This is a genomic window from Formosa sp. F44, assembly GCF_056238645.1.
In genome coordinates this window covers 304102-317720 of sequence record NZ_JBWDLJ010000004.1, presented here as the reverse complement: position 1 = coordinate 317720, position 13619 = coordinate 304102, and the positions used below count along the sequence as shown (strand labels likewise).

10 protein-coding genes and 1 tRNA gene are annotated in these 13619 nt (G+C 34.1%); 1 reads left to right on the top strand and 10 read right to left on the bottom strand.

Annotation, left to right across the window (positions count from 1 at the left end):
• Positions 1–37: 37 nt before the first annotated feature.
• Complete coding sequence (locus tag AC0UBM_RS14180) at positions 38–1297, bottom strand: oligosaccharide flippase family protein (protein ID WP_475689036.1); 1260 nt, start codon at positions 1295–1297, stop codon at positions 38–40.
• 164 nt (positions 1298–1461) lie between these two features.
• On the opposite strand from AC0UBM_RS14180, the gene AC0UBM_RS14175 reads away from it, so the two are divergent.
• Positions 1462–3522, top strand: a complete 2061-nt coding sequence (locus tag AC0UBM_RS14175; protein WP_475689035.1) for a tetratricopeptide repeat protein — start codon at positions 1462–1464, stop codon at positions 3520–3522.
• An 843-nt stretch (positions 3523–4365) separates the two neighbouring features.
• On the opposite strand, the gene AC0UBM_RS14170 is transcribed toward AC0UBM_RS14175, so the two are convergent.
• The 9 genes from AC0UBM_RS14170 to AC0UBM_RS14130 all read right to left on the bottom strand — a co-directional run bounded on the left by AC0UBM_RS14170 (position 4366) and on the right by AC0UBM_RS14130 (position 13610).
• Positions 4366–6951, bottom strand: coding sequence for a DUF6923 family protein (locus AC0UBM_RS14170; RefSeq protein ID WP_475689034.1), 2586 nt, complete (start codon positions 6949–6951; stop codon positions 4366–4368).
• A gap of 109 nt (positions 6952–7060) precedes the next feature.
• Positions 7061–7771, bottom strand: a complete 711-nt coding sequence (locus AC0UBM_RS14165) for a LytR/AlgR family response regulator transcription factor (RefSeq protein WP_475689033.1) — start codon at positions 7769–7771, stop codon at positions 7061–7063.
• A 9-nt stretch (positions 7772–7780) separates the two neighbouring features.
• Complete coding sequence (locus tag AC0UBM_RS14160; protein WP_475689032.1) at positions 7781–8098, bottom strand: Hpt domain-containing protein; 318 nt, start codon at positions 8096–8098, stop codon at positions 7781–7783.
• On the bottom strand, positions 8085–9152 hold the full coding sequence (locus AC0UBM_RS14155; RefSeq protein WP_475689031.1) for a sensor histidine kinase: 1068 nt from the start codon (positions 9150–9152) through the stop codon (positions 8085–8087). The genes AC0UBM_RS14160 and AC0UBM_RS14155 overlap by 14 nt, the downstream gene beginning before the upstream one ends.
• Complete coding sequence (locus AC0UBM_RS14150; RefSeq protein WP_475689030.1) at positions 9152–10282, bottom strand: FIST signal transduction protein; 1131 nt, start codon at positions 10280–10282, stop codon at positions 9152–9154. The genes AC0UBM_RS14155 and AC0UBM_RS14150 overlap by 1 nt, the downstream gene beginning before the upstream one ends.
• A gap of 2 nt (positions 10283–10284) precedes the next feature.
• Positions 10285–12261: a PAS domain S-box protein gene (locus AC0UBM_RS14145; protein WP_475689029.1), complete on the bottom strand. Its 1977-nt coding sequence runs from the start codon at positions 12259–12261 to the stop codon at positions 10285–10287.
• Positions 12261–12800, bottom strand: a complete 540-nt coding sequence (locus AC0UBM_RS14140) for a heme NO-binding domain-containing protein (RefSeq protein ID WP_475689028.1) — start codon at positions 12798–12800, stop codon at positions 12261–12263. Before AC0UBM_RS14140 ends, AC0UBM_RS14145 begins: the two co-directional genes overlap by 1 nt.
• A 1-nt stretch (position 12801) precedes the next feature.
• Complete coding sequence (locus tag AC0UBM_RS14135; RefSeq protein WP_414037034.1) at positions 12802–13212, bottom strand: response regulator; 411 nt, start codon at positions 13210–13212, stop codon at positions 12802–12804.
• A 323-nt stretch (positions 13213–13535) separates the two neighbouring features.
• A tRNA-Pro gene (locus AC0UBM_RS14130) sits at positions 13536–13610 on the bottom strand.
• Between the last annotated feature and the right edge of the window lie 9 nt (positions 13611–13619).

The window sequence follows — 13619 nt, the reverse complement described above, 5'->3', positions numbered from 1 at the left end:
GATGGAGGGTAATTTACTGTAGACGAATGGTAACTTGCTATAGATTAAGCCTTTTACGACTTAAAACCTTGTAATCCAGCACAAACCATCCCAGTTGAATGCTTAATAATAAGGCCATAGCTACAATTTGCATATGCACCACCTGCTCTAAGCTTTCATGAAACCAAACCACTAAACACATTTGAAGAAGTCCGAATAGACCAGAAATTATTACAGGGATATACTGTGCTAAAGACAAATAGTAATAGGCGAAAATATTAGACACCGCAAACAAACCCGTAGCTAAGGCATATTTCCACAATAATGGCGCTACCGACATATAACTTTTCCCGAACAATAGTGTAATTGCTGTTTCTGGAAATAAAGCGGTTACGCTCACAATACTAAAAGCTATTACCGCAATGTAGCTCACATATTTAAATAAAATAGGAGCTGTTTCTTTACCTTCTTTTTTTAACTGTACAACCGTTGGCAATAATAGCATAACAAACATCCAAGCGACAAAATACACGATACGACCAATTAATGCTAGTGAGGCATATAGACCTGCTTCGTACGATTCGAAATAATGTTTTACTAATAAAATATCGCTATTATTTATAATAATTTGAGTGAGTTCGTAAAATGCTGTTAAGATAAAAAAGTGCTTTATTTGTTTACTATGTGTATTGTTCACAAACGTCTTTTTAAAGGATATATGTTTAGTTTTAAGAGGAAATAACCCTATAATAAATGAAACAAAAATACCGATAGCGATGGTTACAGAAGATTGTAAATTGAATAGAAAAATAAGTCCTAATGTAATTAGCAGTCTGCTTAACATTTCTCCTTGATAAGTTATAGACAATGCTTTAAAATTTTGCTTACCCTGAAAAACACCTCTATTTACGCTCATGATAAAATACAAGGGAACACCTAAGCCAAAAACCACAAACATACTGGACGATGTGGTATGAAACACTTGTTGCAGTTGTTTAGAAAAAACAACAGTAAGCGCTCCTAAAGCTACACCTACCCAAACCGCATTTTTATAAATACTTGCAATAAAGCAACTAAACACCGCTGCTTCTAATTCTACCGAAAATTTGGCTGTAACTAACTGAAATGTCATCGCCACAAAAGACAATACCAACAATAAAGTAATTAGCACTGCGGCATCTGCAAATTGTGCTGGACCTAACAACCGACCAAGAATAAGATTATAGAAATAGTTACCACCATTCACAGCTAAAACACTAAGCATAAACACTTGTTTGGGTTCTATTTTTTTGTTCTTTAAAATTGAAATGACCTGCATGGTTTGTTACAAATTTGGAGTTAACTAATTCATTATTAATTTAATTTCTGCTACAAATATCTTTCTATAATCACTCAATGGCAGATCAATTTCGATGAGTGGACAATTGCTGTAGATGAATAAAGCAACCTCTATGCTTAACTTGCAGTATCAAAAATCACGACATGAAACTCAAATATTATTTACCGTTATGTCTAGCTTTTTTTAGTCTTTTGGGATTCTCTCAAAATATGCAAGAAGGCTTTACCTATTTAGAAACTGGACAATACCAAGCCGCCGAGTCTTTCTTTAAAACGGTGTTAGAAGATTATCCTAATAACAAAACAGCGCGGTTGTGTTATGGCCGAGCAGTAGGATTACACAACAGCCCGGAACAAGCAGAAGTATTATTTGAGAATCTTTTAAATGATTTCCCTAACGATTTTGAAGTTAAACTTAACTACGGGGAGTCTTTATTATGGAATAGTAAATTTGAAAAAGCTAAAACGTATTTCAATGTTTTAATACAAGAAGATCCTAAAAGTTTTCCTGCGCTATTAAGTTATGCCAACACCTTATCTAATTTAAAAATGTACGAAGACGCATTAATCTATGTAGACAAGGCTTTAGCTGTTTCACCAGGAAATCCGAATGCACTAACATCTAAAAAGTATATGTATTTGGGGTATGCCTACCAACAACAGCAAGCACAGAATTACGATGAAGCCGAACGTTTACTATTAGAAAACCTTTCCATATTTAAAGACGATGGAGACACGCAAATCAATTTGGCTAACTTATACCTTATTGCAAACAGATTGAATGATGCTACTACCGTATACCAAACCTTGGAAGCAAATCCGGAATACAATATAACCGGTCTAAACGGGTTGGCTTTAGTAGCACATTTAAACGAAAATGATCCCGAAGCCTTAGAATTTAGCGAACTGGCAGTCTCTAAATTAAATATAGATAGCCATGCTAAAATAAAACAAGCAACAACAGAACGCTATATTCAAGCCTTAATCTGGAATAGAAAATATGCCGAAGCCAACACTCAAATTTCCAGTTTAATAGAAACTCATCCTAACGAAAATTGGGTTCTAGCCTTAAGAGCGACTTTAAACATTTATAAAAGTGATTTTAAAGAAAGTGTTGCAGATTACAACCGTATTTTAGAAAACGATAGTACATCATTCGACGGAAACTTGGGAAAAGCTAATGCTTTAAAGGCTTTAGGGTATTATGATGACGCATATATTTCGGCAGAAAACACATTGTCTTTTTACACCAACCAGAAAGATGCGAGTCAGTTTATTAAAACTTTAAATACCCGTTTTACACCATCTTGGGAGACTAAATCATACTATTCTTTCGATAATGGAGACAATAAAGCTTATGCCATACAAACAGGTATAGAGATTCCAACCTCAACTAAATTAAAATGGTTAGCGAGTTACGCATACCGTTCTACCAGTAATAAGGTTACGGATAACGAAGCACAATCTAACAATTTTTCTTTAGGATTAAGCTACCAAATTTTACCCAACATAACCTTTAAAGGTGTTGGAGGTATCACTGCTGCCAAAGCCAGCACTAATGACTACACCCATTTTGTTACCGACGTATCTTTAAATATAAAACCTTACAAACTACAAGTTTTGGATATTGGCTACAAGAGAGAGATACAAAATTTTAACGCAGAATTATTAGATCGTGAAATTGTTATGAATCACGCCTATACCAATTATAACCTAAGTACTAATTTTAAACTGGGATTGTTTACACAATATTTTTACACGTGGCAAAGCGACGATAACGCTAGAAACTTATTGTTCACGTCTTTGTACTACAATCTTTTTAATAAACCCGCTTTAAAAGTCGGATTAAACTACCAATACATCACCTTTAAAAATCAAGTGCCAGACATTTATTTTAGTCCAGAATCCTTTAATGCTTTCGAAATCTTTGCGAACGTGATTAAAAACGAAGAAACGACTAAGCTGAAATCATGGTTTTACGAGCTTACTGCTGCTACAGGTTTTCAATACATTGAAGATGATAGTAGCCAAATGACATATCGTATACAGGGAAAACTAGGTTATAAATTTACCGAACGTGCCATGTTAAATCTTTATGGCACTCAGAGTAATATTGCTTCGGCAACGGCAGCTGGTTTTAATTATAGCGAAATCGGACTTCGTTTTAAATGGTATTTGTTCAACAAACCTATATTTAGAAAATAATGTATTGGGTTGCTCTTAGTACATACTTAAACCCATCACAATATAATTTGACGCATTAAATATTCCAAAAATACTTTAAGCGGACCTATTCAACATAAAAGCTACATATTATTTTACATGTAGCTTTTTTTCCATTCTGGAATATAGCAATCCCAAATCTCTACTAATACGCACTCTTTTTCTTGAGTCTGGAACTCGTTTCATTTATTAGAAACCTTTATCCATTCTATTTATAGTATTTGAAGTTTTAGGAATAATCCCCACATTTAGAATTCTATTTCAACAAATTACAAAAACAGTGCTGTAGCACTCCAAATTATAAACGTAAATCACAGTTATTTTACTAATAAAATCTGCTCTAATAGTCTGTTCATACCAAACACGATTACCTCATAACACTTGTTTGAGTATCAACCACACTTTAAGCACAGCCTTGGTCCACACAGTAACACAATAATCAAACGAGAAACCAGATACGTTACAACAACTTAACGCATTACATCTTACCCCACCACTTTCAAGTGTATTATTAACTGAATGAGTTTCCCTATTCCCTTGCTTCTACTCTATTTATAATGCCCATCAAGTGCCTTTAAGGCTACCGTTGCTCTTCTCTACTTATAAAAGGAGGAGTTTACTTCTGTAATTAACCTATTATAATTGGTAAGATCTAAACATATGGATGTATAACTTCTAAATATCCTGATTTACTCCCAAATCATGGCGATTACCCATTGGTTTACAATACATTAGATTCACATTAAGAAACGAATCAATCTTTAAAAACAAAAAAGGCAAAAAACCGAAGTCTTTTGCCTTACCACTAGAATAATCTGCTATTAATTAATTCACGAGTAGTTTTGTGGTTTTGTATTCAGTGAATTTACTTCTCACTTGACAGAAATATAAGCCTGAGGCTAAATTAGATCTGCTTAATAGAATTTCGTTCTTACCTGTTTTAGCCTGGAATGGAATTTCTCTTACTAGCGCTCCCAACTGATTGTACACGGCCAAGGTTACGCTTTCAGATTGTTGAGCTGTAAAGTGTATACTCGTTCTTGTTTGCATAGGATTTGGCACAGCTACAGGATTTAATAACTCTTCTTGGTTAACATTCCCTACAGATAAGGTTTCACTGGTAGAGAAACGTAGCTGCTGTAAATCCATTACTTTTGTTTCTTCAGTTCCATTTTCGGCTAACATAGTAAACACTAAGGATGTAATATCTGTAACCTTTAAAGGTGTCCCGTTAATCGATTCGAAATCTGAAAAAGGCAAACTAAAATCGTTTAAGTTATCTGATAAAGACACGCTTGTTTTGTACTGAGTTTCCCAATTTTCTACACTTTCTTTCACCAATCGTACAATTAGCGTTCCGGTTCCCTTGGCTTTAAATTTTAAGCTATTGTAAGCTGTTAGATCTATCGGATTAAATTTTGGTGTTAGTGCTCTATAAGCCGCGATATATTCGCTTGTAGTCGCTTCCAAACTAATATTACGTTCTATGGGATATTCATCACTTTCAAACACATCGTGATTCGCTTCTACAGCATAATGCGTAACTGTTGTGGTTGGCGCATCATCATCGTAACCCCAAGGCCCATCAGACATAAATAAATCGTCTGGCGTTTCAATACCATCTCCTATTCTAAATCCGATATCGAATAAATTTCCTGCATCTACTTCAATTGAAGACATGTAATTTCCGTTTAAATCTATACTTGTCGACACATAATCTAAAATATCGGTTTCTGTCATTCTTAAACCGCCATCGAAATCCACTTTAGTACTTCTATTGGTATTAATAATTTCTAGATTTAGCAAACCATTATGGTATGTTCCTTTTTTTACAAATACTGTAGGTGGTGTAGAATTGTTGTAACTAGAGACCGGTTTTACCACTTCCATTAAGCGGATAGTTTCTTCGCCTAGTACTATTAAATCGTCTAAAGAACTAGACCAAATTTGAAAATTATAGAACCCAACGTTACTTTCATATTTATCTAAATTCCAATGGTTCTCTACTCCAAACGCATTACCGCTGTTAATTGTCTTTACCGAAAAACTTAAAACAAACTCTAGGGAACCATCAATATTTCGAATTAAAGCTTTTATAAATTGTTGTTCTTTAATTTCTATAGTCGAGACCGATAATAATTCTGCACCTAATAATCTGTCGCAAATATATTTGGTATGCTCGTAGACTCCATTAGTGGTTTCTAAGACTAATACCGAAGCTACCGCTTCATCTTTTCGAATATAATCTACGGCATAAACATTTGTTGCATTGGTAATCCCTACTAAATCTGATGGTGAAGATTCTATAACAACATCTTCGTTTATCACTTCTAAAGGCACAAAATCTGATAATTGTAAAGCGCCTCTAGACGTTGCCATATTAGCATATCGAGATGTTTTTGTTACCAATTTAGCTGTCGATTTATCAAATTTATAACTGCTTTTCGTTCTATTAAAATTTCGTTTACTAATCTTCTCGGCCAATCTGTTATTGCTTTCTAATCCGCCTGCATTCCCGCTAGATGCTGTTCTTTGCTCTAACACAGGACATCCAGAATAACCAGAACAAGAAGGATCTTCACAGTCTATTAATCCGTCGCCATCATCGTCAATTCCATTATCACAAATCTCTTGAGCCACTGGAGCCGTAGGACAACGCGCTCCATCGTTACTAGCACTAGAAGGACCAAAGGCAAACAAATTAGATACCATTGCATTTACACCGGTTAAGTCCTGTACTTTCTGAATCATGTAAATGGTTCCTGTCTGATTGGCCGACACATAAAATCGTCCGCTAGCATCAAAATACACAGCACCATACGTATAGTTTAAGCCCGTTAAAACAGGAATTACACCTAAAGGCAAGACATTACCATTTTCAGGATCTATTCTATATAAAATATTAGTTTTTTTCTCGACCGCGTATAAATAGCCATCGACAGCATTAAACGCCCAATCATGAATATTGATATTCAGAGATAAATTATCTGTCCCTGTGTATTTCGTGTAATTTTCAGATTCGGGATTCAAGTCTATTTTATAAAACGTCTTACCGCCACCCTTAAGATAATACATACCATCTGTATTAATATCGCCTACATAGCGGTTAGATTCAGGCAATTCGTTAACCGTGTAAATCGTAGTATTGAAGTTTTTTCCGATACGAACAATAGATTTCTGAGGACTGGTTAACGATCCCCAAATAAATCCATCTGCAGGGTTATATGCGGTTGCATTAATATTTCCTTCAGTGATATCGGTTGCGACAGTATAAGAATTTCCAGATGCTAAATCTACAGCATACACATCATTGTACTGAAACAAATAGGCACTATAATCGCAATTAAACGGCACATCTTGTGCAAATGCAGTAAAGCCAAAAAGCAATAAAATAAGTAATAGTCTATTCATGATATAATGGTTTATATCACAAAGGTATACGCGAAGTCTCGCCAATTATTTAATTTTCGTTTGATGAAAACGAAGTGTAGACGAATGGTATAATAAGCCCGTTAAGTGCTTACAACAGGTTTAAACGTTTCATTAGTTCTGGTCGGTTAGATCGGCTTACAGGAATCACATCCTTTTTAATAAGCACGCTATTATCCTCTATATCAATAATTTTCTTGATATTAATTATAAACGAGCGATGTACTTTTAAGAACAAATCTTCAGGTAATTTTTCGGCCATTTTTTTTAAGGTAGAATGCACCGTATAGTTTTTATCTTCGGTTTTAACATGAATATAATCACCTTTGGCTTCAACTAAATAAATACTTGGAATATCAATTTTTATTAGACGTCTGTCTATGTTAACATATAAATGATGTCCAGAAGCGGCTACGTCCTTATCAGAAGTTGGAATTTCGACTGCCGTTCTCGTCATGCTATCTGCTTTTGTTATGGCTTTTTGAAAACGTTCTGGGGTAATTGGTTTTACCAAATAATCTACTATACACTCGTACTCAAAAGCCTGAATTGCGAAATTAGCATCGGAAGTAGTTAGTATTATTTTTGGCGGATTTTTAATGGTTTCTATAAAATCGAATCCTGTAAAATCTGGCATATGAATATCCAAGAATATTAAATCGACATCGTTCTGATTTAAAAACTTAATGGCTTGAAGCGCATTAGGAAATTCCTCTAAAACATTAAGATGACTTAGATTCGTGCATAACTGACTAATTATAGCTCTAGCCGTTCCTTCATCATCAATAATAATACAATTCATAAATACCAATTATAACTTTTGTAGGTAATTAGTTATGATATTTAAAATAGTTTCGAATTGATTATTTAGGGTTGTATTACCCTGTAGTAAATTTTCCTCAAACGCTACAGCAATCTCATAACTTTTCTCAAGCCCTAAAATACTAATTTTATGCTTAAGTTTATGTACATTCTCTGCTGCTTGTTTAAAATTTTGATCATTTAAATTTGCGTAGTATACCGACTTCTCCTCCGGGAATTCTAATTTAATAATGTCTATAAGTTTTTGTTCGAAGGCTAAATCGCCACCAGACATACTTTTAATGTAAGATAAATTAGGCTGTTCCATGAGGTTCTTTTTTTAAGGTAAAATAAAATGTCGTGCCTTTACCAACGGTAGATTCTAGCCAAATTTCGCCTTCAAACAGAAGTACTATTTTTTTAACAATAGATAAACCAATGCCTGTAGATGTTGGTCTGTTTTCTAGCTTTTTAAAGGTTTCAAAAATCTTTTCGAAATAGACCTTGTCTATCCCTTTTCCGTTATCTTTTATATAAAATTGCCAAAACTGATCCTGTTCTTCAAACCCAACCTCAATACTTCCCTGCGCTTTATCGTTATACGTAATGGCATTGGTAATTAAATTTTGAAACAATTGTTGTAATCTGTATTTATCTCCTTTTACAGTGGGTAGGTGCTGATTTTTATGAATTGAAATATGGTCTGGAATTTCAATACTATCTAAGATGTCGTAATAAAGCTTATCGACATCGACTTTATAAAATTCTACTTTATTTTTACTTATGGTTGAATACTCTAAAATACCATTAATTAGCAAGTCCATTTTTTCAACATTATTCCTAATTAAATCTAAGTTCTCTTTTCCTTTTGTATCTACAAGAGTTTCATAGTCTTCTTTTAGCCATGCGGTTAATGCATCTATACTGCGCAAAGGCGATTTTAAATCGTGAGAAACCATGTGGGCATAATCACTAAGTTCCTGATTTTGATATGCGAGTTCACTAAATAACGCTTCGCGTTGCTTATTCAATAATATAATTTCTTTGGTCTGGTTATCAATAAATTCAACCAATTTTATACCGTCTAATTCTTTATTATCTGCTTTTTTTTGCTCTGGAAGTTCGTAAAATTTTAAAGTTTCAATTACCCGTTTTAGCTTAGAGATTACATCTTGTTGAACTTGAGCCTCCTGACGTAGTTGCCTATTAGCTTCAAACAATTCGTCCGAGCTTAGTCCCATGGCCCGTTGTTGCATCACATATTGCTCATCGAAATTATTGTACGACCGATTAACAGCATCGATAAAGGGCTCTAGCTCTTTATCGGAAGCTTGTGCCTCGCTTAAATATTTCCGTATTTGTCGTTTTAATAAAGAATTCATTATTCGCTTATTAGCGTTATCGTCATAGTTTGATTGTGTAACTGACATTTATTTTCGCCATGAAAAGGAGCAATTTCACCATAGGAATAGAATCCCGAAATAGTAGTTTCGTTACCTACTACAGCTACAACTTCGTCTATTTCTTCTTCTACACGCTGATCTAAAACTAATTTCCTTCCAATACAACTCACTAAAAGTGCTAGCTCTGGTTTCTTGTGTCGCAACTCCAAAGCCTGTCTTGCGGCCCGTTCTGAAGCATTAGCAATATTGTCTACATTAGTCATCATTAATTGCACTTTAGCATTTTGGGTGATATCACCAGCTAAAACAATGGCATTTTCTGCTTCATTTATATTTAAAATACTTCTAACAATAGATTGATTTTCATTTTCGGTGGTAACATTAAGCGGATATAACAAAGCGGCTCCAGGTAAAGCCTTAGATTTCTCACCCAAATATTTTTTATACAAATCTAAAGCAGGCAAATTGTCTAATTCGTACAAGATATTTCCTTCAGATTTTGTAACCGTTCGTTCTGGTCCGAAAGGAGTCCAACCACCATGAATAGAGAAAGTAACCTCTAAAGTTTCACCATAAAAACCTATGGCCACTATTTCTCCAGACTTCGGATTCTCGTTATATGCTGCAAGAGTTTTCTCAAATCTCGCCTCGTCACCACAAAGTCCACCCGTTATTAAAACATTGTCTTCGGTGCCCGCATTCATACCTTTTGTTAACTGACTTCCATTAATAAAACTACCTTCTGAAATTACATAAATATACTTTAAACCCACTTGCGGAAACTGTTTAACAAGATCCTTACCTGTTTTATAACTGTCTAAGTCGGCATGTAAAACATTACTTGTTTTTATTAGAAAACTACTTTTCTCTAACTCTAATGCTGTAAGAGAAATACTTTCGTCGTCTACCATACCTCCCGCAATATCGCCACAAGTAGATCCGAAAACAATATGTCCGTCAGGATAAAGTTTTTTTACGTCGTTGTAAACATTGGGATCTTCTAATTGAAATCTGTTTCCGAAAGCCAATACCAGCGGATTTTTTAAATCTTGTTTAGGCGTTAAATAGGCCCACGCATTCCCTTTCTTCTTTAACTGAACAGTTTTCATAATTATTTTTTTAATGTAAAAAAGAATGTAGTCCCTACCGCAGTTTCACTATCTAGCCAAATTTCACCCTCGTGTAACTCGACAATTTTTTTAACAATAGACAACCCTATTCCTGTAGAATCTTTACTCTTGTTTAAAGCATGAAAGATTTTAAATATTTTATGATGGAACTTTTTATCGATTCCGACGCCATTGTCTTTTATAGAAAATTTATAATGGGTATCTAAATCTTCAAAATCAATTTCGATATATCCTGTTTCCTTATCGATAAACTTAATAGCATTACTAATTAGGTTTTGAAACAGTTGTTGTAATTTGGTTTTATTCCCAACCACAGTTGGTAAAGAGTTTAAAACTGTAATATTAATATGTTCGGGTAAATAGAGCATATGTATAACATCTGCAACCATTTTATCCAAATCGACATCAGTTGTAAGATTTTTATCCGATCCAATACTGGAATACTCTAAAACATCTGTTATAAGTTGTTCCATTTTTTCCAGGGTATCTTCTATTAGTGCAAAATTTTGTAGACTTCCTGCATCTAACTTTCCTTCGTTATCAGATTTTAACCAAGATACTAAGGCATTTATGCTACGTAAAGGCGATTTTAAATCGTGAGAAACCACATGCGCATATTCGTGCAATTCGTTGTTACTAATTTCTATCTTTTTTAATAAACGTTCTTTTTGAAGTTGCAGATTTTTAATTTCTGTAAAATCGAAATTAACGCCAATAGATCCCGTTATTTCACCCTTTAAATTATAGTTTGGAGCGGCACTAACCAGCCAATACCTAATCTCGCCAGCTTTATTTTTAATTCGTAATTCGTAAGACTCTGTTTTACCTTGCTTGCGCTCGATGACTTTGTTTTTTATAATCTCCATATCCGATTTAAACGGAAGTAAATCTTTCCCTTTAACTCCAATAAGTTCTTCTTTACTATATCCAGTCATGTCTACAAAACTTTGATTTACCATCAAAATTCTATCGCGTTTATCGACCTCTACCAAGCCCAAATTCATATTAGAAATAATATTGGAATACTTTTGTTTTTCGGCTTCTAAACTTTTCCTATAGGTTCTATTTAAAGTCACGTCTTTAAAAGTCCACAAATACCCTTTAGATTTTCCGCCTTGCACAATTGGCAGGTAATTACGTTCTAAAATTTTACCATCAATCATTTCCAATTCGTCCCCTAAAACAGTTTCTTTTTTATTATCTATATCTCGCATGCGCAACAAAAAAGCTTCCGGATCCTTAAATAAAACACTGTTATGTTCGGCGGCCGTTTTGCAATTCATCCCAATTAAATCTGTAGGAGAGGCATCAATATTAAATAGTTGTGTAAACTTTTTGTTTGTTAATACAATATGTCTGTTCTCGTCTTCAAGTATGACACCACTATCTAAATTAAGAATTAAAGTGGCCAATCTATTTTCGGATTCTTTAAGTCTGTTTTCACTAGCCTTCTGCTTGGTTATATCCCTAACAATGCCTTGTGCAGCCACGGCAATGCCCTGATCGTAAATAACACTAGCATTAATATGCACCAATATATGCCTGTTATTTCCGGTAATAATTTTGACATTAAAATCGGTTAAGATGCCATCTTTAAATAAGGTTTCGAACGATGTTTTCACGCGTTCTACTTCACTAGGATGAACTAATTTAATCAGATTAAACATTTGATCTGTACAAGAATACCCCAGTAACTCTTCGGCGGCCTCATTCATTTTTAGAATATTACCCACCAAATCAATAATAACATAAGAGTCGACAATATTTTCGAAAACACCTTGTAACTGCGAATCTGTTCTGGTTAATAAGGCTTCTAAATCCTGATTAGACTTTTGTAGTTTTTGATTAACCTCATAAAGTTCGGCCGCTTTATTTTCTAGTATTTTTTCAGCTTGTTTTCTCGCAGCACGTTCCCGAACAAGCGCTCGTTTTAATATATCGATTTGCTGCTGACTCATTAGTTCTTCTGAATTATAAACTTAACTTCGGTACCATCTTCTTTAATTTTTTCACATTGAATTGTGGCCGATGAATTAAAGTGTTCGAAGGTTTTATTCATTAATCCCAATCCGAAATAATGCATAGATCGACTAGATTTATAAATCATTATTAACGAATTATCTGTTTTTTCAATAACTTCAAATGCAGGCAATTCTGCATCCGGATATATTTTTCTAACTTCTATATGAATATGATTTTCTATTGAAGCTAACATGTCTATCGGGTCCTTATAAGAATCGATTAATCCTGGATAACTTGTGGCTAATACAGCGAAAAAATGTTCTGCGTATACTAGTAATAAGTCGTCTATAGAAATATTTGTATGTTCACTTAAATGCTGTAAAAGTTGAAGCATTTCTGAAAACTTATACGTCCCTACAGAGGTGTAGACACCGTTAGATTCTAAATTAGATTCGTTTATAATCTTATCGACCATTTCTAATCCAAATTTATCCTCTACTAAATCTAAAAACTCAGTAAACACAATACCTTTCATTTTACATTTTCTTTAACTCATTAATACTCCAATATCCTAATAATTTTTCAATTTTTGAAACATATTCCTCATATTTTAAAGGTTTTAGCACATAACCTGCAATACCAATTTCATAGCATTCTAGTAAATCGCGCTGATTGCTGGACGTGGTTAGGATAATAGTGGGAACATATTTTAAAGTGGGATCGTTTTTTAGAATACCTAGAAATTCAATACCATTTATTTTGGGCATATTTAAATCCAATAAAATGATGTCGGGTATATTATCTTTTTGGGAGAGTAGATTTAACGCAACCTCACCATTATTGGCTTCTATAATTTTATGAGGTAATTGCAAGGATGAGATGGCCCTATTTAATTTCATGACCTCTATCATGTCATCCTCTATTAATAATATTTTAAGCGTTTTCATTGACATACCATTTTTCTTAAGGAATAAAGATATTACTATTGCTTTAAACTGAAATGACTTTTAGGTAAGCTTTGGCTTAATGTAGACGAATGGCTACAAAGTGTAGATGAATGGTTTTAAAAGTAAATGCTATTTTTATTTCAGGATAGAATAGCTCGACTAAACACATGAAACCTTGTGGTAGCATGGCCATTCAGCGCATATGGTGTAAATTAATATACCACAAAAATTTAGTTAAAAAACGCAAGCAAATGTGTATAAAAACAAAAAACCTTGTAAATATTAAGATTTACAAGGTTTTTGTTTAACCTTAACTAGGTTAGTCGGGGTGGCAGGATTCGAACCTGCGGCCTCCACGTCCCAAACGTGGCGCGATAACCGGGCTACGCTACACCCCGAAAAATTAT